Genomic DNA, 21,671 nt, shown 5'->3' with positions numbered 1-21,671 from the left:
GAACTTAGGCTTGGAATGGCGACTCCACAAGCCATTGCTGATGAAGAGGCTAATGGTGAAGATCTGGGTTCAGTACCCGAGATTAGACAGCTGTTTGGGTGTAAAGCTGACCATGCGAATGCCTCAACTTGGCGCACTATCGCGCTTCGAGGGCCGCAAGGCTAAGGTCCGGTTGCGCAACTAGGTAGCGGAGCCCCTTGGTTCCGACGTCGCCTTGCTCAACGATATTGAAGCCGTGCCGGCCGAGATCCGCTGCAACTTTGTCCAAATCGACGTAACCATGCCGGTGGAGCCGAAAGGTGCTCTTCCGGCGCGGCGGTTTCGCAAAATCGACGATAAGCACACGACCGCCCGGCCTCAGGACGCGGAAGGCCTCTCTGCCGAATTCCTCGCGGCCCTTCTTTGGCAGATGGTGGAACATCAGCGTGCTGAGGACGACATCAAATTCCCCATCCTTGAAAGGCAGTTCCTGAGCGGTGGCGGTCGAGAACCCGACTTGTAGCCCGGCTCGCCGGGCCTTTGCCGTCGCGCGCGCAACCATTTCGACGGAGACGTCGACGCCGTGCACACGCCCCTCCGGCCCCACCTTCTGTCTGGCAAGGAGCGCGGTGGTGCCGGTGCCGCACCCGACATCCAGGACCACTTCTCCCGGTTTCAGCTCCGCAAAGCTTAATATCCTTTCGCGAAAAGCACGTTCGCGACCGAAGGTCAGAAGCCACGCCAGCATATCGTACAGGGCGGCGGAATGAAGCGTGATGCCGACATGCGGCGCCTTCTCCTCGCCGGCGGCCGGTCTGCGGTCCTTGGCGGACAGCCGCCCGTGAGCGCTTTGCCATATCAATAAGCTCGCGACTACGACGAGTGCACCAGCATGAAGCAGGAGGACGGGAACTCCCAAGGAAAAGACCGCATTTGCCTGTCCCAACGAGAAAAATGCCGCGAGCACCACGGCCATTTTGACGAGCGCGACTAGCGCATGCCCTCCAACTATTGTTCCGAAAATACGTTGGTGCATTGCTTTATCTCCGGCCAGCCGGGCATCGCGCCGGGCCTTCCGCAAGAGCATAGGATACTGGACAGTGTGTCCAGTATCAGTTTTACTGGCCACATCGCACCGACGCGCCCAATACTGGACGATTTGGTGTCCTTTGGCCGGAAAAGGATGTTGCCGATGCCAGCCGGACCGATCGACCGTCGGGTCGCCAGGACCCGCAGCCGACTGCAGCAGGCGCTTTTCAGACTGACCGCCGAGAAGGGATATACGGCGATCACGGTCGAGGACATCTGCAGGGAAGCCGATGTCGGCCGCTCGACTTTCTACACGCACTATCCCGACAAGGACTACTTGAGGAAAGCAACGATCGACGAGCATATGAAGGGCTTGCAGGCACGTGGTGCCGAACGCCATTCGCAGAGAAATGCCAAGGGCTTTTCCTTCAGCGGTCCGGTGTTCGAGCATGCTCTTGCCACGCGGGAGATGCACCGTGCGCTGATGGGCGGGAAAAAGCGCGAAATGCCAGAAGAGATCCGCGGCTGGATAAGCAGGCAGGTTCGCCATGAGTTGGCGAATATCCAAGGTGATGAAGGCGGAGTCAGACTTGAGATCGCCACACGCTTCATCGTTGGCGCGTTCTTTGAAGTGATGCACTGGTGGCTTGAGAGGGATACGAAGCTGTCCCCCGCGGAGATCGACCAGACATTCGTGCAACTTGCCTTCAACGGGGTAAATGCGGTGTTCGCCGAGCCAACGAGGATCGAAGAGAGGCTCAAGAGGGGCTTCGTTTGATCGCCCACAGAAGGGCCGAAAGCGATATTCCGTCCTGGCTGGCAAGCTTCAGATTTTCACCACGAGTTCGACCGGGCTAGTCTGGCACGAATCCTGCGGCGTGAGCGTTGGCCGCAAGGGATCTGTGCCGATGTTGAACAGAAGAACGCTGCTTGCGCAGACCACCGGCTTTGCCATCATGAGGCTTTCGCTTGGCAAGGCAGCGGCGAAGAACCTGCCCGGCATTGAGAAAGCCGCGACGCGTGGCGCGATCAACGCGACCGAGCTCGGCGTCCGGCCCGGCGCGCTAGACGATCAGAGCAAGGCTTTCACCAAGCTGCTGCGCGACGCGCACGACCGCGACATGCCGGTGTTCCTGCCGCCGGGGATCTATATCGTTTCCAACCTGTCGCTGCCCGGCCGCGTGCGCCTGTCCGGCGTGCCGGGCGCATCGCGGATCGTCTATGGCGGCAATGGCCATCTCATTATGGCCGAACGGGCCGAGCATATCGAACTCAGCGGGCTGGTGTTCGATGGCAGCAACCGCTGGATGGGCGACTACACGCAAGGCCTGCTCGATCTGCGCCGCATCGCCCATCTGGTCGTCGACAACTGCCAGATGACCGGCAGCGGCAAGAACGGTCTGGCGCTCGAACATGCCTCGGGCCGAATCGAGCGCTCGGCGATATCCGGTGCGGCCGATGCCGGCATCTATTCGGTCGAGGCCGATGGCCTGGAAATATCAGGCAATAGCGTCTCCGACTGCGCCAATGGCGGCATTCTCGTGCACCGCTGGCAGGCGGCGGAAGACGGCACCATCGTCAGCGGCAACCGGATCGAGCGCATCCAGGCGCGCAGCGGCGGAACCGGCCAGAACGGCAACGGCATCAATGCGTTCCGCGCCGGCAACGTCATCATCTCCGGCAATATTGTCTCGGATTGCGCGTTCTCGGCGATCCGCGCCAACAGTTCCAGCAATTTGCAGATCACCGGCAACACCTGCTCGCGTTCGGGCGAGACGGCCGTGTATTCCGAATTCTCGTTCGAAGGCGCCGTCATCGGCAACAACATCGTCGATGGTGCTGCGAACGGTATTTCGATCGTCAACTTCAACGAAGGCGGCCGCATGGGCGTGTGCTCCGGCAACATCGTCCGCAATCTGTCGACCAGCGGTCCCTACCCTGCGGACGCGCCCGGCTTCGGCGTCGGCATCAGCGTCGAGGCCGACACCACCGTTTCCGGCAATGTCGTCGAGAATGCGCCGCTCTACGGCATGCAGATCGGCTGGGGACCGTTCATGCGCAATGTGGTCGCCACGGGAAACATCGTCCGCAAGGCCGGAACCGGCATCGTCGTCAGCGTGGTCGAAGGTGCCGGAACGGCAATCATCTCCGACAACGTCATCGACGGGGTCCAGAACGGCGCGATCGTCGGCCAACGCTGGGCCGAGCGAGTGACCGGTGACCTCGCCGCATCAGGCAATGCCGGCTACGCGCATTTGACCGTCGAGCGCAACCACGTCAGTTGAGGGTGGCCGTCGGCCGGAGCGCGCCGACTTTGGCGCCGATCCGGCTTTCGATGGGCGGATTTGCCTGTTCGATCAATTTCACAGCGAGCGCGTGGTCGGCGTGCAGCAGCTTAGCCAGCACGGCCGCGACCATCACTTCAGCGGCGCGGCCGGCGCCATCGTCGCATTTCAGCGCGATGCCAAGGCCAAGCTCCGGAAGGGCTGCACAAAAAACACCTTCGGCGCCTCCCTTGACGAAAATCCGACTCGGGGCGGCCTCCATCATCGCGACGTCGGACCTGCCCGTGCCGGCGACGAAAAACGGCTCGGCCATGCAGGCAGAAAGCAGCCGCTTCGCCGCCCGGGCGCGCACCGGCTCGAAGCCGGCACCTGTCGCCATGCGGGCAAAGCCAAGGGCAAAGCTGCGCAACGGCACGGCATAGGTCGGAATCGAGCAGCCGTCGGTGCCGCGGTGATCGGCGTCATGGGCAGCACCGGTCACCGCCTGCATCGCTTCGCGCACCATCTCCTGCGAAGCATGGCCAGCCTTGACGTAACCACGATGGGCGATGCCGCTGTGAACGCAGGTGCATAGGAAGCCTGAGTGCTTGCCGGAACAATTGTTGTGCAAGGTGTTCGGCGCACGGCCGGCGCGCGCGAGCGCCAGCGTCGCCCCGTGGCTCGACGGCCAATGCGCGCCGCATTCGAGTGCCGTCTCGTCGAGGCCGGCTTTCGCCAGCATGGCGCGCGCCAGCTCGACATGCGGCGGCTCGCCGGAATGGGAGGCGCAGGCCAGCGCCAGCTCCCGGTCACCGAAGTCGTAGGCATCGGCAGCGCCGCTCTCGACCAGCGGCAACGCCTGGATCGCCTTGACCGCCGAGCGCGGGAACACAGGCTGTGCCGTGTCGCCGATCTCCCAGACGGGCTTGCCGTCGGCGTCGAAGACGGCAACAGCGCCGCGATGGGCGCTCTCGACGATAGCGCCGCGCAAGACTTCGACCAGAACCGGATTTGTCATGTCACCTCCCGCAAATGCGGGCGGGTTTATCTGATCCGGTCGAGAATGGAAACGTAGTTGGCGACCGCGGCACCACCCATGTTGAAGATGCCGCCGAGCTTTGCTCCCGGCACCTGGATGCCGCCCGCCTCACCGACGAGTTGCATCGCGCCCAGCACATGCATCGATACACCGGTGGCACCGATCGGGTGGCCCTTGGCCTTCAGCCCGCCAGACGGATTGACCGGCAGCCTTCCATCTTTCGCCGTCTCGCCATCCAGGGCCAGCTTGGCGCCCTCGCCCGGCTTGGCCAAGCCCATCGCCTCATACTCGATCAGTTCGGCGATGGTGAAACAGTCATGCGTCTCGACGAAGGACAGGTCGCCGAGCGTCACGCCCGCCTTCTTCAGCGCCTGGTTCCAGGCCTGCTCGCAGCCTTCGAATGCGAGAATGTCGCGCTTCGACATCGGCAGGAAATCCTGAACATGCTCATTGGCGCGGAAGGCGACGGCGCGGCGCATCTTCAGCGCCGTGGCCGTGTCGGCAAGGACAAGCGCGGCGGCACCGTCCGACACCAGCGAGCAGTCTGTGCACTTCAGCGGACCGGCGACGAAGGGGTTTTTTTCGCTTTCCTGCCGGCAGAACTCGTAGCCGAAATCCTTGCGCATCTGCGCGTAGGGATTGTCGACGCCGTTCTTGTGGTTCTTGGCGGCGATCATCGCCAGCGCATCCGACTGGTCGCCGTAGCGCTGGAAATAGGCTTGGGCGATCTTGCCGAAGACGCCGGCGAAGCCTGCCGGCGTGTCACCGTCCTCCGGCAGATACGAGGCCTTGAGCAGGTTCTTGCCGATCTCGGGACCGGGCGTCGTCGTCATCTGCTCGGCGCCGACCACCAGCACGATACGGGCGGCATTGGCGTCGATGGCGCGGATGCCTTGCCTGACCGCCGCCGAGCCGGTGGCGCAGGCGTTCTCGACGCGGGTCGCCGGCTTGAAGCGCAGCCGGTCATCGGCCTGGAGGACCAGGCTCGCGGTGAAATCCTGGGCGGAAAACCCGGCGTTGAAGTGGCCGAGCACGATCTCGTCGACGTCATCTGGACCGATGCCGGCATGATCGAGCGCCTCGACTGCCACCTTGGTGATCAGGCCCTCCAGCGTCTCGCCTTCGAGCTTGCCGAAGCGCGAATGCGCCCAGCCGACGATGCATGCTGTCATGGCAACCTCCATCCTGCGGGCCGGGCAACGTATGTCGCGGCCCGCCTCAGCATTGTTCAAGCATGAACCGTTCGGCCGGCTTCGTGAAGGGGCCAGAACCGCACAATCGCTTGATCTTGATCATCTGGTCATAGTGCCTGGCTTTTGCCAGCAAATCAGGCTGGATTTTTGTTGATTGATGCGTCAATAAAAAATAATCTTGTCCCAACAGGCCGGAGCAGGAATGCCGAAACTCGGAATGGAGCCGTTGCGCCGCAGGGCGCTCATCGACGCAACGATCTCGGCGATCGGCGAGCGCGGTTCGCTTGATGTGACGATGTCGGAAATCGCCGGGCGCGCCGGCGTGTCCTCGGCGCTTGCCCACCATTATTTCGGCGTCAAGGACGAATTGCTGTTGGCGACGATGCGGCACATCCTGAGCGAGCTCACCGCCGATACGCGCCGTGCACTTCGCGCGGCCGGCACGGCGCGCCAGCGCGTCTCGGCGGTGGTCGCGGTCAATTTCTCCGACATCCAGTTCCAGCCCGAAACGATCGCCGCCTGGCTCGCCTTCTATGTCGAGGCGCAGAAATCGGCAGCACTCCGCCGGCTGCTCAAGGTCTATGCGCGCCGGCTGCATTCCAATCTGCTCAGCGGGCTGGCCGGCATCCTGCCGAGAAGCGAGGCCGACCGGGTCGCCGAAGCGACCGCGGCGCTGATCGACGGGCTCTATATCAGGCGCGCGCTGAAGGACGGTGTTCCTGATGCCGCGACCGCGATTGCACTGGTCGAGGACTATCTCGAAACGAAGCTCAGCGGACGGCAGAAGCAGTGACATCCAAGCGACCCAACATCCTGATCGTCATCGTCGATCAGCTCAACGGAACGCTGTTTCCGGATGGGCCGGCGGACTTCCTGCACGCGCCGCATCTGAAGGCGCTGGCCGCGCGTTCGGCGCGTTTTTGCAACAATTACACGGCCTCGCCGCTCTGCGCGCCGGGCCGCGCCGCATTCATGAGCGGCCAGTTGCCGTCACGCACCGGGGTCTATGACAACGCCGCCGAATTCGCGTCTTCGATCCCGACCTTTGCCCATCATCTGCGCGCCGCCGGTTATCACACCTGCCTCTCCGGCAAGATGCATTTCGTCGGGCCGGACCAATTGCACGGTTTCGAGGAGCGGCTGACCACCGACATCTATCCGGCCGATTTCGGCTGGACGCCCGACTATCGCAAACCCGGCGAGCGCATCGACTGGTGGTATCACAATCTCGGCTCCGTCAGCGGCGCCGGTACTGCCGAGATCACCAACCAGCTGGAATATGACGACGAGGTCGCCTTCCATGCGGTGCAGAAGCTTTATGATTTTGCCCGCGTCTCCGACGATGCCGCACGTCGGCCCTGGTGCTTGACGGTTTCCTTCACCCATCCGCACGATCCTTACGTCGCACGGCGGCAATATTGGGACTTCTACGAGGATTGCCCGGCGCTCGAGCCTGAGGTCGGCTTCATTCCTTACGACAGGCAGGACCCGCATTCGCAGCGGCTCTACCGCGCCAGCGACTATGACAGGTTCGACATCACCGCTGAGCAGATACGCCGCGCACGGCGCGGCTATTTCGCCAACATCTCCTATCTCGACGACAAGCTCGGCGAATTGATGTCGGTGCTCGAGCACACACACATGCTCGACGACACGATCATCCTGTTCTGCTCGGACCATGGCGACATGCTGGGCGAGCGCGGCCTGTGGTTCAAGATGTGCTTTTTCGAAGGTTCGGCGCGGGTGCCGCTGATGATCGCCGGCAAGAGCATCGCCGCCGGCCTGATCGAGACGCCGGTCTCCAATCTCGACGTGACGCCGACGCTTTGCGACCTCGCCGGCATCAACATCAGCGCGATTGCGCCGTGGACTGACGGCCAGTCGCTGCTGCCGTTGCTGAACGGAAAGAAACGCTCCGCGCCGGTGCTGATGGAATATGCCGCCGAAGGCTCCAACGCGCCGATGGTGGCGATGCGCGAGGGCCGCTACAAATTCATCCATTGCGAGATCGATCCGCCGCAACTGTTTGATCTTGAATCGGATTCGCAGGAATTGACCAATCTCGCCGCCGATCCGGCCAATGCGGCATTGGTGGCCGCTTTCACCGACAAGGTGCGGGCGCGCTGGGACATGGCGGCCTTCGACGCGGCGGTGCGTGCCAGCCAGGCACGCCGCTGGGTGGTCTACCCGGCGCTGCGCAACGGCACCCATTATCCCTGGGAATTCCAGCCGCTGCAGAAGGCATCGGAGCGCTACATGCGCAACCACATGAACCTCGACCTGCTCGAAGAGCAGAAGCGCTTTCCGCGAGGCGAATGATGGCAGATAGTCTCGTCCCCTCGCTCGACCATCTCAGGCAGGCCTATGCCGTCACCTCCAAGGCGACGCAGGTCACGCCGCTGCTGGAATCGGCGGCACTCGCGCGCGAGACCGGCGCCGCCCGCGTCTTCGTCAAGGCCGAATCGCTGCAATGGGCAGGATCGTTCAAGGTGCGCGGCGCCTACTGGCGGCTGAAGAAGCTCTCGCCTGACGAAGCCAAAAAGGGCGTCGTCGCCTACTCCTCCGGCAATTTTGCGCAGGGGCTAGCGGCGGCTGGCCAAGCGCTTGGCATTCCCGTCACCATCGTCATGCCGATCGACGCGCCGGCCGCCAAGCGCGACGCCACATTGGGTTACGGCGCGCGCGTGGTGCTGACTGACCATGGCGAGCGCGCGCGTGAGGAAGTCGCCGCCGCCAAGGCGCGCGAGATCGCTGCGAGCGAAGGCCTGGCGCTGCTACACCCGTTCGACGATCCGGAGATCGTCGCCGGCCAGGCCGGTGCCGGGCTGGAGGCACTCGACCAGATCGCCGCCAGGCAAGCGGAGGCCGATCTCTTGTTCTGCTCGGTCGGCGGCGGCGGCCTGATCGGCGGTGTTTCACTGGCCTTTCACTACCTGTCGCCAGCCACGAAGATCATCGGTGTCGAGCCGGAAGGTTTTGACGGCATGGGCTCGTCGCTGGCGCATGGCGCCATCGAAACCATGCCGATCGGGCCGAAATCGATTTGCGACGGGCTGATGTCGCGGCGGCCCGGCGACGCGCCGTTCGCAGCGGTGAAGGCCGCCGGCGTTCGCGGCGTCACCGTCGACGATGCTTCGGTGCGGCGCGCCATGCGCCTCGCCTTCGAGCGGCTGAAGCTGGTGCTCGAGCCATCCGGCGCTGCTTCGCTGGCGGCGTTGCTCGGCGGCAAGGTCGACGTCACCGGCAAGACCGTTCTCGTAATGGCAACCGGCGGCAACGTCTCGCTGGCCGATTTCATTGCGCATATGAACCACGGGCGCGCATGAACCATGCTTGAAGCGGATTTCGTCATCATCGGCTCCGGCTCGGCCGGTTCGGCCATGGCCTACCGGCTGTCGGAGGACGGCAAGCATTCGGTGATCGTCATCGAATATGGCGGCAGCGATATCGGCCCGCTGATCCAGATGCCGTCGGCACTGTCGATCCCGCTCAATATGAGCCTCTATGACTGGGGCTTTGCCAGCGAGCCGGAGCCGCACCTCGGCGGCCGCGTGCTGGCGACGCCGCGCGGCAAGGTCATCGGCGGCTCGTCGTCGATCAACGGCATGGTCTATGTGCGCGGCCATGCCCGCGACTTCGACCATTGGGCCGAACAGGGCGCGACCGGCTGGGGCTTTGCCGATGTGCTCCCGTACTTCAAGCGCATGGAGGATAGCAATGGCGGCGAGAATGGCTGGCGCGGCCATGGCGGCCCGCTGACTGTGCAGCGCGGCTCGAGGACGAACCCACTCTACGGCGCCTTCGTCAAGGCAGGCCGTCAGGCCGGTTTCGAGCTGACCGACGACTATAACGGCGCGAAGCAGGAAGGCTTTGGGCCGATGGAGCAGACCATCCGCGGCGGCCGTCGCTGGTCCGCAGCGAGCGCCTATCTGAGGCCGGCGCTGAGGCGGAAAAATGTCAGCCTGGTCAAGGGTTTCGCCCGGCGGGTAATCATCGAGAATCAACGCGCCACCGGCGTCGAGATCGAAGTGCGCAAACGAATTCAGGTGATCAGAGCGCGGCGCGAGGTGATCGTTGCCGCGTCCTCGATCAACTCACCCAAGATCCTGATGCTGTCCGGCATCGGCCCCGGCCAGCACCTTAGGGAGAACGGCATTCCGGTGATTGTCGACCGGCCCGGCGTCGGTCGCAATCTGCAGGACCATATGGAACTCTACATCCAGCAGGAATCGACGAAGCAGATCACGCTGAACTCGGTGCTGAACCCGTTCTCGAAGGCGCTGATCGGGGCACAATGGCTGTTCTTCAAGTCCGGCCTCGGCGCCACCAATCATTTCGAGGCGGCCGCCTTCGTACGCTCGCGCGCCGGCGTCGACTATCCGGATATCCAGTATCACTTCATCCCGGCCGCGGTCCGCTATGACGGCAAGGCGGCGGCCAAGGCGCATGGTTTCCAGGCGCATGTCGGGCCGATGCGGTCGAAGTCGCGCGGTTCGGTCACGCTGCGCTCGCCCGATCCCAAATCGAAGCCGGTGATCCGCTTCAACTACATGTCGCATCCGGACGACTGGACGGAGTTCCGCCACTGCATCCGGCTGACCCGCGAGATCTTCGGGCAAGCGGCCTTCGATCCGTACCGAGGCAAGGAACTGTCGCCGGGCTCGCATGTACAATCGGATGAAGAGCTCGACGCCTTCATTCGCGACCACGCCGAAAGCGCCTACCACCCTTGCGGCACCTGCAAGTTGGGCCGTGCCGATGATGCGATGAGCGTCGTCGATCCGGAATGCCGCGTCATTGGCGTCGAAGGGCTTCGGGTCGCCGATTCCTCGATCTTTCCACGCGTCACCAACGGCAATCTCAACGCGCCGTCGATCATGACCGGCGAGAAGGCCGCCGACCACATTCTCGGGCGTACGCCGCTGCCACCGTCCAACCAGGAACCATGGATCAATCCGCGCTGGCAGGTGTCGGACAGATAGGCCATGATCCGGCGGACGCATATTCCGCATGCCGCGACAAGACGATTTGGAGAACAGTCATGCGCGCCCAGCCAACGGCATCGCATTATGTCAACGGCCGCTATATCGACGACGAGCGCGGCGCAGCGCTGCCGGTTATCTATCCGGCAACCGGCGAGACCATCGCCATGCTGCGCTCGGCGACGCCGAACGTGCTGGAACTCGCGATCGAGGCCGCGCGTGCGGCACAGCCGGCCTGGGCTCGGCTGAAGCCGGTCGAGCGCGGCCGCATCCTGCGCCGTGCCGCCGACATTTTGCGCGCGCGCAATGCCGATCTGGCGCGCATCGAGACGCTGGATACCGGTAAGCCGATCCAGGAGACGCTGGTTGCGGACGCCCCGTCGGCGGCCGACTGCCTCGAATATTTCGGCGGTGCCGTCACCACCTTTAATGGCGAGGCCGTCGATCTCGGCGGACCCTTTGCCTATACCAGGCGCGAGGCGCTCGGCGTGTGCGTTGGCATCGGCGCCTGGAACTATCCGATCCAGATCGCCGGCTGGAAATCCGCACCCGCCCTCGCCATGGGCAATGCGATGGTTTTCAAACCATCGGAAAACACGCCGCTTTCAGCGCTGGCGCTCGCCGAAATCTACACCGAGGCCGGGCTGCCCGACGGGCTGTTCAACGTCGTGCAGGGTTTTGGCGATGTCGGCGCCGGCCTTGTCGGCCATGATGTTGTCGCAAAGGTCTCGGTGACCGGCTCGGTGCCGACAGGCCGCAAAGTGCTGTCGCTCGCCGGCTCGAAGATGAAGCACGCAACGATGGAGCTCGGCGGCAAGTCGCCGCTGATCGTCTTCGAAGACGCCAACCTCGAAAATGCCATCGGCGGCGCGATGCTCGGCAATTTCTATTCGACCGGCCAGATCTGCTCCAACGGCACGCGGGTCTTCGTGCAGAGCGGCATCCATGACCATTTCGTCGAGAGGCTGACCGAACGGACGAAGAAAATCCGCATCGGCGATCCACTCGATCCGGACACGCAGATGGGGCCGCTGGTCTCGAAGGCGCAGCACGACAAGGTGGTCTCTTACATCGAGGCCGGCAAGCAGGATGGCGCGGTGCTCGCCTGCGGCGGCAACGTGCCTTCGCTGCAGGGTTTTCAGGGCGGCTTCTTCGTCGAGCCGACGGTGTTCACCGGTGTCGTCGACACGATGCGCATCGCCCGCGAGGAGATTTTCGGGCCGGTCATGAGCGTGCTGAAATTCGACAGCGAGGACGAGGTGATCGAGCGCGCCAACGACACCGAATTCGGCCTCGCCGCCGGCGTGTTCACCCGCGACCTGGCGCGCGCCCATCGTGTCATCGCCGAACTGCAGGCCGGCACCTGCTGGATCAACGCCTACAATCTGACGCCGGTCGAAATCCCCTTCGGCGGCTTCAAGCAGTCCGGCATCGGACGCGAGAATTCGCTCGCGGCACTGGCGCTCTATTCGCAGCTGAAGTCGGTCTATGTCGAGACCGGGGATGTCGCCAGCCCGTACTGATCCTTGGGCGCCGTGCCGTCCAGATACTGCGTCAGCGCGCAGACGAGATGATAGAAGATGCTGGCCGGCACCTCGCTCGCCAAGGAGCGGCCACGCTCGTCGATGCGGTCGATCCACAGGCCGAGCGGTGCCGGATTGATGTGCCAGCGGAACAGCCGGCCGACCCGTGCTTCGATCTCCGGCTTCAGGTCGGGACCGCCCGAACCGTCCAGCGCGATCGCCGCCTTGATCGCTTCGGCCTGCGGCCAGCTGCGCGAGACGCGGTCGAGCGGCAGTCCTTGCCGCGAGACGGCGCCGTAGGCGAGGCCCGTGGCGCGGTTCAGGCCATTGGCAATCGCCGACGCGTAAAGCTTCCGGGCAAGGCCGGTCAAGCCGCTCTGGCCGCTGCGGCCGGCGAAGTCGACCAGCAGCGAGGCCCATTCGAAATGATGGCCGGGTTCGGTCCACGTGCCCTTCTCGCCAGGGGCCGGCCGCCATTCATGGTCGAAATACTCACCCAGCGTCCAGCTTTCCGGGTCGAAGAAATGGCTGCGAAACAGATCGACGATGCGCGCGGCGCGACGAAGATAGGCGCGCTCGCCGGTCGCCTGATGCCAGGCCAGGAATGCCTCGAGCAGATGCATGTGCGGGTTGGAGCGGCGCTCGCCCTCGCCGCTCGAGGTCTCGCGGAAGCCGGTCAGGCGTTCGTCCTCGAGATGCGCGTCGATAAACGCAAAGGTCTCCTGGCCAAGCCGCAACGCATCGGGATTGCCGCACATATGGGCATGCGCCAGCGCCAGGAGCACGCAGGAATGGTCATAGGCATCCTCGGCGGCGTCGGCGACGGTGCCGTCGACGTTGAGCGTGCGTACCCAGCCGCCATTGTCGGTACGCCGTGCCTGGCCATGAATTCGAGGCCGTGGCTGATCAGCCGATCGGCCGGGCCGTTCCAGCCGCGCGCCTTGGCGACGGCGAAGGCGTAGATCTGCCTGGCCTGCGTGCGCATGCGCTTGGGTTTCATCAGCGGGGCGGCATCGAAGCCGAGCGCCTCGTGGAACCCGCCGTGGCGCTCATCGACGCCGACCGTCGACCACAACGGCACCGTCTCCTCGAACAGCCAATGGTGCACGCGGCGCTGCCACGCGCCGCTTTCGATGACGCGGTCGTCGGCGGGCGTGAACCTGGTCTCAAGGCGGCCGCTTTTTTCGAGCTGCTCGACGATCTTCTTGACGTTCTGGCTGTGACTGACCGGAGCAACGAAAGTGGCGTCGGCGGTCGACACGATGGCGACGTCCTTCAGGCCTATGGCCGACAGCAGGCGGCCGTCGCTGCGGATATAGGAGTTCTCGCAATCGATGGCGACGACATCGCCGACGATGACATTGCCCTGCGTGTCGGAGGGGCCGACGTCGAGCAGCGATTGCCAGGAGCCGAGATCGTTCCAGCGAAAGCCGGCCGGCACCATGGCGATGCCGCTGGCGCGCTCCATGATCGCATAGTCGATCGATGTCGATGGGATGGCGGCATAGAGATCCAGAGGCATGTAGAGGCCGGAAAGATCCGATGTCGCAGCCTGGTAGGCAGCCTCTGTGGCACTCCAGATGTCGGGCTGGAAGGCCATGAACGCGTCGCGCATGGCACTGGCGCGAAACAGGAAGATGCCGGTGTTCCAGTAGAAATTGCCGGCCTCGAGATAGCTCTGCGCCGTGGCGAGATCGGGTTTTTCGACGAAACGCGAGACATCGCAGATGCCATCGCGCTCGCCGGCCACCTCGATGTAGCCGTAACCGGTCTCGGGTTGGGCGGGCTTGATGCCGAACACCACCAGCCTGCCTTGGCGCGCGGCCGCCGTGCCGGCCTCGATGCTCCGCCAGAATTGCTGTGGGGTCGCGATCTCATGATCGGACGGCACCACCAGCACCAGGCTGTCGCCGAATTCCGACAGCGTGCGCAGGCTTGCCAAGGCGACGGCCGCGGCGGTGTTGCGTCCGGTCGGCTCGAACAGCGGGCCGCCGCCGGAAAGCTCGTGACCGGCAATGTCGGCATGGACGCGGTCGGCATGCCTTTCCGAGGCAATCAGGAAAACCGGCGTTTCGCCTTCCGGCCGCGCGGTGAGCCGGCGCAGCGTCTTGGCCAGCATTGAGCCGTCGCCGGAGAAATCATGGAACTGCTTGGGATTGTCCTCGCGCGACAACGGCCACAGCCGCGAGCCGACGCCGCCGCTCATCACAAAACTGACGATCCGTTCGGTCATGAAAACAAGCCTCGTGCTCAAAAGGTCTGATTGTAGGCGCCGACTTCGGGGCTGCGGCGCAGCACCGCATCGACGGCTTCGAACATCTGCCGGCGCCGCTCGGACGATACCGGGCTCTCCACCACCACCACAAGCTCCGGCTTGTTCGATGATGCCCGCACCAACCCCCATGTACCATCCTCCGCCACGACCCTGACGCCGTTGACGGTGATCAGTTCGGCGATCTTCTGGCCGGCGAAGACCGTGCCCTCGTCCTTCATCTTGCGAAAATCGCCTACGACCCGCTCGACGACGCCGTATTTGAGCTCGTCGGCGCAGTGTGGCGACATGGTCGGCGTGCCGAAGGTCAGCGGCAGATCGCGATAGAGGTCGGCCATGCTGCTTTGCGGGCTGCGATCCAGCATCTGGCATATGGCGATGGCCGTGACCAGGCCATCGTCATAGCCGCGGCCGATCGGCGGATTGAAGAAGAAATGGCCCGATTTTTCGAAACCGGCGGCGGCGCCGAGTTCGGCGACGCGCCGCTTGATATAGGAGTGACCGGTTTTCCAATAGTCGGTGACCGCGCCATTTTCCCGCAGCACCTTGTCCGTCATGAACAATCCGGTCGACTTGACGTCGACGACGAAAGTCGAGCCGGGATAGAGGTGCGAAATGTCGCGCGCCAGCATGACGCCAACCTTGTCGGCGAAAATCTCGTTGCCTTCATTGTCGACCACGCCGCAGCGATCGCCGTCGCCGTCGAAGCCTAGCCCGACATCGGCGCCCGTTTCCAGCACCTTGTCGCGAATGGCGTGCAGCATCAGCATGTCTTCGGGGTTGGGATTGTAATTGGGGAACGTATGATCGAGCTCGACGTCGAGCGGGATCACCTCGCAGCCGATCCTTTCCAGTGCCTCGGGAGCGAAAGCCCCGGCGGTGCCGTTGCCGCAGGCGGCCACCACCTTGAGCTTCCTCGAGATACCCTTTCCCGCTGTCAGATCGTCAAGGTAGGTTTTGCGGAAGTCCGCAACGAAGTCATAGGAGCCGCCACCGACAAGATCGAAATCGCCTGAGAGCACGATCGCCTTCAACGCGCTCATCTCCTCCGGACCAAAAGTCAGCGGGCGCGCCGCGCCCATCTTGACGCCGGTCCAGCCATTCTCGTTGTGCGAGGCAGTGACCATGGCGACGGAGGGCGTGTCGAGCGCGAACTGGGCGAAATAAGCCATCGGCGACAGAGCAAGCCCGACATCCTTGACCCGTGCGCCGGCCGCCATCAGCCCGGAAACCAGGGCCAGCTTTATGGCAAGCGAATAGGAGCGGAAATCGTGACCGGTGACGATGTCGGGTCCGGCACCCAGGCGACGGATCAGCGTGCCGAGCCCCATGCCGAGCGCCTGGACGCCGATCAGATTGAGTTCCGGCGTTTCGTTCGAGCCGGGATGGCCGAACCACCAGCGCGCATCATATTCGCGAAACCCGGACGGCTTGATCAGCGCCGAGGTTTCAAACTCAAAAGTGTTTGGTCTGACATCGCTAACGATCTTCATCGACAAGGCTGCAAACTCCAGGCGGCTGAATCAGGTGCTTCGAGGCAAGTGGACGGTTACCCAGATGCCCTTTAAGCCGTGTTTGTGCGACAGGAAACTGAAACCTGTATGACGTGGCGGCGAAAGCGAAAGAAATGCGACAGAAGCGCTGCCATTGGCGCTTGCAGTAACCAAACGCGGCGGCTATAAGCCCGCGGTCTGGTCACGGAGTGTAGCGCAGCCTGGTAGCGCACATCGTTCGGGACGATGGGGTCGCAGGTTCAAATCCTGCCACTCCGACCAGAAAAAACAGCGGCTTAGCTGTTTTTGTTCCCGAAACAACCACCATCCGCCGCAGTTCTGACCGATCGCGCTATGCGCTCAGGCGAAATCGCGTCACGTCGATGGCCGCGGCCATCAGTGTCTGCGTATAGGTTGCCTGCGGATTGCTGAAGATCGCCTCGGCCGGTCCCTCCTCGACGATCTTGCCCTGCTTCATGACGATGATGTAGTCGGCCATGGCGCGCACGACGGCGAGATCGTGGCTGATGAACAGATAGGACAGTTCGTGATCGGCCTGCAGCTTGCGCAGCAATTCGACGATCTGCTTCTGCACGGAGCGGTCCAGCGCCGAGGTCGGCTCGTCCAGCACCACCACTTTAGGCTTGAGTATCATGGCGCGCGCAATGGCGATGCGCTGCCGCTGGCCGCCGGAGAATTCGTGCGGATAGCGGTTGCGCGTGTTCGGGTCGAGCCCGACTTCGAGCAAGGCATCGACCGCGCGGAGATCGCGCTGCCTGCCCGACAGATTGGGCTCGTGGACGAGGAGCCCCTCGGTGATGATCTGGCCGACGGTCATGCGTGGCGACAGCGAGCCGAATGGATCCTGGAAGACCAGCTGTAATTCGCGCCGCAGCGGCCGCATCGCCTGGCGGTCGGCGTGGGAAATGTCGCGGTCACCAAGCCGGATGATACCGTCGCTGGGCAGGAGCCGCAGCAAGGCGCGGCCGAGCGTCGATTTCCCCGAGCCGGATTCGCCGACGATGCCGATCGTCTGGTTGCGCTTCAGCCGTATCGAAATGCGATCGACGGCGCGCAGCAGCAGCGGCTCGCCGCCAAGAAATCCGCCGCCGATCTTGAAGGTCACCTCGACGTTCCTGCCTTCAAGCAGGACAGGGGCATTCGGAGGCGGCGGCGCCTTGGTGCCGGTCGGTTCGGCGGCAAGCAGCATCTTGGTGTAGCCGTGCTGCGGGTTGGCGAAGATCGCTTCCGCCTCGCCCTCCTCGACCACCTCGCCATAGCGCATCACATAGACCCGATCGGCAAAGCGCCGGACGATGCCGAGATCGTGGGTGATGAAGACGATCGCCATGCCGAGCTTGCGCTGCAATTCGGCGAGCAGCATGAGGATCTGCGCCTGGATGGTGACGTCGAGCGCGGTCGTCGGCTCGTCGGCGATCAGTATGTCGGGGTCGTTGGCCAGCGCCATGGCGATCATGACGCGCTGGCGCTGACCGCCCGACAACTCGTGCGGATAGGATTTCATCCGCCGCTCCGGATCGGGAATATGGACCAGCCGCAGCAGCTTGAGCGCCTCCTCGCGCGCCGCGGCGGCGCCAAGTCCGCGATGCTTGCGGATCGGCTCGATCAGCTGGTTGCCGATCGAATAGAGCGGGTCTAGCGACGTCATCGGCTCCTGGAAGATCATGCTGATCTTGCGGCCGCGGATCTTGTTGAGCTCGGGTTTGCTCAAGGTCAAAAGATTGCGGCCGCGATAATCGACTGTGCCGGTGGCTTCGCCGTTCGAGGCGAGCAGGCTCATCGCCGCCATCATCGTCTGGCTCTTGCCGGAACCGGATTCGCCGACGACGGCGACGGTCTCGCCTGATTTGACGTGGATATTGATGCCCTTCACCGCCTCCACCACACCGTCGAGGGTGCGGAAGCGGACCCGAAGGTCCTTGACGCTGAGGATGGTTTCGGAAGCGGCCATCTCAACGATCCTTCGGGTCGAGCGCATCGCGCAGCCCATCGCCGACGAAATTCAGCGCGAACAGCGTGGAGACGAGAAAGAAGGCCGGGAAAAGAAGCAGCCAGTTGGCCGAGCCGATGTTCTGGGCGCCAACCGAGATCAGCACGCCCCAGCTGGTCATCGGCTCCTGGACGCCAAGCCCGAGGAACGACAAAAAACTCTCCAGGATAATGACCTGCGGCACCAGCAGCGTCATGTAGATCACCACCGGCCCGAGCAAATTGGGGATCACATGGCGCAGCAGAATGCCGCGCTGGCCGACGCCCATCGCTTCCGCCGCCTGGACATATTCCTGCCGGCGGATCGACAGCGCTTGTCCGCGCACGATGCGCGCCATGTCGAGCCACAGCACCGCGCCGACCGCCAGGAACATCAGCACGAAGTTCCTGCCGAAGAACACCACCAGCATGATGACGAAGAAGATGAACGGCAAAGAATAAAGCACGTCGACGACACGCATCATCACCTCGTCGACCCTGCCGCCGGCAAGGCCGGCGGTGGCGCCGTAGAGCACGCCGATGACCACGGCCACAATGCCGGCAAGCAGGCCGATGGCTAGCGATATGCGCCCGGCCATCAGCGTTCGGGACAGGAGATCGCGACCGGTATTGTCGGTGCCGAACAGGAAATATTGCTGCTTGATCGAGGCACTCATCACCATTTCGAGACCGTCCGGCGATTTGCTCTCGATCTTTGTGTCATCAAAGGTATCGGAACGATCAAGGTAGCGAATGTTGCGGTCGTCGATCGGCTTGGACGATTTTGCGGTAACGAACACACGGCTGCCCTCCTGCCGCCACTCCTTGATGTCGACGCGCATACGCCTGATCGCCTCATCGAGAGCGCCTTCGATCATGTCGGCCTTCGGATAGGCGGAGAAGCTCGGCGGCGTACGGACATAGTCGGCATAGATGGTGGTGTATTGGTGCGGCACGAGATAGGGCCCAAACACGCTGATGACGGCGATGAAGGCAAGATAATAGAGGCTGAACATGGCCGCGCGATTGGCCTTGAGGCGCGCCCAGGCGTCGCCCCACAGGGACCGGCCGACGACCGGTGCGGCAACTGCGATATCAGTCATAGCGCACCCTCGGATCGACGACCCCATAGAGGACGTCGACGATCAGGTTGAAGACAATGGTGAAGAGCGCGATGACCACCACCGTCCCCATCACCAGCGTGTAGTCGCGGTTGAGTGCAGCAACGACAAAATGGCGGCCGATGCCCGGGATAGAGAAGATGGTCTCGACGATGACCGAGCCGGTGAGAAGGGCTGCGGCTGCCGGACCGGTGAAGGAGACGATCGGCAGGATGGCGCCGCGCAGTGCATGCTTGACGACGACCGACCAGTCGGACAGGCCGAGAGCGCGCGCGGTGCGGATGTGATGCGAGTGCAGCGATTCGATCATCGAGCCGCGCATCAGGCGGGCGACGATGGCGATCTGCGGAAGGGCGAGCGTCAGCACCGGGCCGACCTTATTGATGAGGGCTCCATCGCCCCAGCCGCCGATCGGCAGCAGCCTCCAGGTCAATCCGAATGCAAGCTGGATTACCGGGGCGATGACGAAGGTTGGAATGGTGCTGCCGGCGGTCGCCAGCGCGATCACCGAATAGTCGGCAAGCTTGTTCTGGTTGAGCGCGGCAACACTGCCGAGCACGCTGCCGAGGAGCAGCGCCAGAATGAGCGCCGAAGCGCCGAGCTGGATTGAGATCGGCAGGCCCTCCTTGAACAACTCGCCGACGGTGAAATCCGGCATGTTGTAGCTGGGGCCGAAATTGCCGCGCAGAAGATTGCCGAGATAGTGGACGTACTGCAACCAGAGCGGATCGTTGAGGCCGAACTGAGCTTCGAGATTGGCCCTGATCTCGGGGCTCAGGCCCCGCTCCTGGTTGAACGGGCCGCCCGGCGCGACGCGTATCAGGAAGAACGCCATGGTCACGATGACGAACAGCGTCGGAATGGCGGTCAGAAGCCGCCGGAATACGTAACGCAGCATCGGTGCCCCGCTTGATCCAGAACAACGCGCGTCCAGCTGGACGATTGCGCTCTAGCCTTCAAATCTTCGCATCGGCTTTCCGGAAATCGATCCGATTCACGGAGGTCCGATGCGACGGCAAGCCACCGCGCATTCGATGCGCGGTGGCCCGGCCAGGGATCAGTCCTTGCTGATGAAGCGGGACGGATGGATGTCCATCACATTGTCGTCGAAGCCATGCAACTTCGAGGAAACGATATCGTGGTAGCTGTAGTAGAGAAGCGGGATCTCGCCGACGTCATCGATGAGGATGCGCTCGGCCTCGGCGAGTTCCTTCATGCGTTCTGCAGGGTTGCCGCCGGCGGCCGCCGCCTTGTCCATCGCCGCCTCGTATTTTGGGCTGTTGTAGACCGAATAGTTGTTGCCGCTGGCTTTGCGGGAGATGCCGAGGAAGGTTTCGGGATCCTTGTAGTCGGCAATCCAGGCGGCGCGCGCCACGTCATAGTCACCCTTCTGCTCGAGGAAGGAGTAGTGGGTCTTGGTGTCGGTATTGAGGAGTGTTATCTCGACGCCAAGCGGCTTCAGCTGTTCCTGAATGGCGACCGCTGTGTTCTTGTGGTTCTCCGAAGTGTTGTAGCGGATCTGCATTTTCAGCGGATGCTCGGGTGTATAGCCGAGTTTCTCGAGGATCTTCTTGGCAGCGTCCTCGCGGTCGATCTGCGGCATGTCGGCGTATTTGGCCATTGCCGGCGTATAGCCCTCGATGCCGGGAGGCACCATGGAATAGCCGGGCAGCATCGAATTCTGCCAGACTTTCTCCGCCAGGAAGTCGCGATCGATCGCCATCGAGATGGCGTTGCGCAGCTCGACATTATCCCACGGCGCCTTATCGGTCTTGATCGCATAATAGTAGATGCCGAGATATGGCCCGACACGGACCTGGTCGCCGAATTTGGTTTTGAGATCGGCGAGTTGTTCGGTCGGCAGGTCGCCGTAACTGTCGAGTTCGCCCGCCTCGAAACGCTTCATCGCCGACGAGCGATCCTCGGTCGGGATGTAGTTGACGACGTCGAACTTGACGCTCGCGGCGTCCCAGAATTTCGGATTCTTGACCAGCTTCAAATGGTCGTTGGGAATCCACTCCGCCGCTGTAAAGGCCCCGTTGGAGACCAGCTTGCCTGCCTTGATCCAGTCGGCGCCAAGCTTTTCGATAGACGCCTTGTTAACAGGATAGGTCGCCTGATGGGTCAGCATCTCCAGGAAGTACGGCGTTGGCGCCTTCAGCGTGACTTCGAGGGTATTTGCGTCAATCGCCTTGACGCCCATATCCTCCGGCTTGCCCTTCTTGGTATTGACCTCCTCCGCATTCTTGACGGGATAGAGCATGGAAGCGTATTCGGCAGCGGTGGCCGGATCTTCCAGCCGACGGAAGGAATAGACGAAGTCGTCCGCCGTCACCGGGCTGCCATCCGACCAGAGGCCGTCCTTGCGCAGCTTGAAGGTGTAGACCTTGCCGTCGTCGGACACCGTCCAGCTTTCGGCGGCGCCCGGAATGAGGTTCGTCTTCTGGTCATGCATGACCAGTCCCTGGAACAGGTCGCGTATGATATCGGCTTCGTAGACCGTCGAGGTCTTGTGCGGATCGAGCGTCTCCGCTTCGGCGGCGGCTCCGCGGTTGTAGACGGTTTCGGCGAAAGCCGGCGTGTAGAACGTACCGGCGGCCAAGACCATGGTCGTGGCGAGTACCGTCGCCTTCAGCACATGTTTCAGCATGGAGTTCTCTCCCTAATGACGTCGCCCTTCAGCCACGTCTCTAAGTGTTGACGCCCCGAAACCGATTGGTTGGTTCCTTTCGAGCGCGCAGCCGGTTCCCTCTCCGGCAGCTGGTGGCCAAACAGTAACGTGGAGAT

The 21,671-nt window shown here is 63.2% G+C and carries 15 protein-coding genes, 1 tRNA gene and 1 pseudogene; 8 read left to right on the top strand and 9 right to left on the bottom strand.

From position 1 onward, the window contains the following. Positions 1–136: 136 nt before the first annotated feature. The gene (locus tag NKI67_RS15215; protein WP_352645791.1) at positions 137–955 is read right to left on the bottom strand and encodes a class I SAM-dependent methyltransferase; all 819 of its coding nucleotides are present in this window, start codon (positions 953–955) and stop codon (positions 137–139) included. Positions 956–976: 21 nt separating this feature from the next. On the opposite strand from NKI67_RS15215, the gene NKI67_RS15210 reads away from it, so the two are divergent. After that, entirely contained in the window at positions 977–1,786 is an 810-nt protein-coding gene (locus tag NKI67_RS15210) for a TetR/AcrR family transcriptional regulator (RefSeq protein ID WP_352645789.1), read from the top strand. Between the two features lie 130 nt (positions 1,787–1,916). Further along, a complete protein-coding gene (locus NKI67_RS15205; RefSeq protein ID WP_352591589.1) occupies positions 1,917–3,293 on the top strand; it encodes a TIGR03808 family TAT-translocated repetitive protein in 1,377 nt (458 codons plus the stop codon). Here the strand turns inward: NKI67_RS15205 and NKI67_RS15200 are convergent. Together NKI67_RS15200 and NKI67_RS15195 are read right to left on the bottom strand one after the other, a co-directional pair. Further along, positions 3,286–4,290: an asparaginase gene (locus NKI67_RS15200; RefSeq protein ID WP_352591586.1), complete on the bottom strand. Its 1,005-nt coding sequence runs from the start codon at positions 4,288–4,290 to the stop codon at positions 3,286–3,288. The two genes, NKI67_RS15205 and NKI67_RS15200, sit on opposite strands and share 8 nt — an antisense overlap. Before the next feature lie 26 nt (positions 4,291–4,316). Further along, positions 4,317–5,483, bottom strand: coding sequence for an acetyl-CoA acetyltransferase (locus NKI67_RS15195; protein WP_352645787.1), 1,167 nt, complete (start codon positions 5,481–5,483; stop codon positions 4,317–4,319). A gap of 223 nt (positions 5,484–5,706) precedes the next feature. On the opposite strand from NKI67_RS15195, the gene betI reads away from it, so the two are divergent. Genes betI through betB form a run of 5 tightly spaced genes read left to right on the top strand, consistent with a single transcriptional unit; the run spans position 5,707 to position 12,009 of the window. Next, a complete protein-coding gene (gene betI / locus NKI67_RS15190) occupies positions 5,707–6,297 on the top strand; it encodes a transcriptional regulator BetI (RefSeq protein ID WP_352454288.1) in 591 nt (196 codons plus the stop codon). Continuing rightward, entirely contained in the window at positions 6,294–7,823 is a 1,530-nt protein-coding gene (gene betC / locus NKI67_RS15185; RefSeq protein ID WP_352645785.1) for a choline-sulfatase, read from the top strand. The genes betI and betC overlap by 4 nt, the downstream gene beginning before the upstream one ends. Continuing rightward, a complete protein-coding gene (locus NKI67_RS15180) occupies positions 7,823–8,830 on the top strand; it encodes a threonine/serine dehydratase family protein (RefSeq protein WP_502897384.1) in 1,008 nt (335 codons plus the stop codon). The genes betC and NKI67_RS15180 overlap by 1 nt, the downstream gene beginning before the upstream one ends. 3 nt (positions 8,831–8,833) lie before the next feature. Beyond that, positions 8,834–10,486 carry a choline dehydrogenase gene (gene betA, locus NKI67_RS15175; RefSeq protein ID WP_352591577.1) on the top strand — a complete coding sequence of 551 codons (1,653 nt, stop codon included), beginning with the start codon at positions 8,834–8,836 and terminating at the stop codon, positions 10,484–10,486. Between the two features lie 59 nt (positions 10,487–10,545). Continuing rightward, on the top strand, positions 10,546–12,009 hold the full coding sequence (betB, locus tag NKI67_RS15170; protein WP_352591574.1) for a betaine-aldehyde dehydrogenase: 1,464 nt from the start codon (positions 10,546–10,548) through the stop codon (positions 12,007–12,009). On the opposite strand, the pseudogene NKI67_RS15165 reads toward betB, so the two are convergent. Further along, positions 11,973–14,242, bottom strand: a pseudogene (locus tag NKI67_RS15165) (AGE family epimerase/isomerase). The gene betB and the pseudogene NKI67_RS15165 overlap by 37 nt on opposite strands. 17 nt (positions 14,243–14,259) lie before the next feature. Continuing rightward, positions 14,260–15,774, bottom strand: a complete 1,515-nt coding sequence (locus NKI67_RS15160) for a phosphomannomutase/phosphoglucomutase (RefSeq protein WP_502896646.1) — start codon at positions 15,772–15,774, stop codon at positions 14,260–14,262. A 205-nt stretch (positions 15,775–15,979) separates the two neighbouring features. On the opposite strand from NKI67_RS15160, the gene NKI67_RS15155 reads away from it, so the two are divergent. Continuing rightward, positions 15,980–16,056 (top strand) — tRNA-Pro (locus NKI67_RS15155). Between the two features lie 70 nt (positions 16,057–16,126). On the opposite strand, the gene NKI67_RS15150 is transcribed toward NKI67_RS15155, so the two are convergent. The 4 genes from NKI67_RS15150 to NKI67_RS15135 all read right to left on the bottom strand — a co-directional run bounded on the left by NKI67_RS15150 (position 16,127) and on the right by NKI67_RS15135 (position 21,534). Beyond that, positions 16,127–17,746 carry an ABC transporter ATP-binding protein gene (locus tag NKI67_RS15150; RefSeq protein ID WP_352449088.1) on the bottom strand — a complete coding sequence of 540 codons (1,620 nt, stop codon included), beginning with the start codon at positions 17,744–17,746 and terminating at the stop codon, positions 16,127–16,129. A gap of 1 nt (position 17,747) precedes the next feature. Beyond that, positions 17,748–18,866, bottom strand: a complete 1,119-nt coding sequence (locus NKI67_RS15145; protein ID WP_352618583.1) for an ABC transporter permease — start codon at positions 18,864–18,866, stop codon at positions 17,748–17,750. Continuing rightward, positions 18,859–19,782 carry an ABC transporter permease subunit gene (locus NKI67_RS15140; RefSeq protein ID WP_023679313.1) on the bottom strand — a complete coding sequence of 308 codons (924 nt, stop codon included), beginning with the start codon at positions 19,780–19,782 and terminating at the stop codon, positions 18,859–18,861. The genes NKI67_RS15145 and NKI67_RS15140 overlap by 8 nt, the downstream gene beginning before the upstream one ends. A 159-nt stretch (positions 19,783–19,941) precedes the next feature. Further along, a complete protein-coding gene (locus NKI67_RS15135; RefSeq protein WP_352569899.1) occupies positions 19,942–21,534 on the bottom strand; it encodes a peptide ABC transporter substrate-binding protein in 1,593 nt (530 codons plus the stop codon). Between the last annotated feature and the right edge of the window lie 137 nt (positions 21,535–21,671).

It is taken from the genome of Mesorhizobium sp. M0408 (assembly GCF_040321495.1).
Classification (GTDB): Bacteria; Pseudomonadota; Alphaproteobacteria; order Rhizobiales; family Rhizobiaceae; genus Mesorhizobium.
This window is presented reverse-complemented; position numbering and strand designations above follow the sequence as displayed.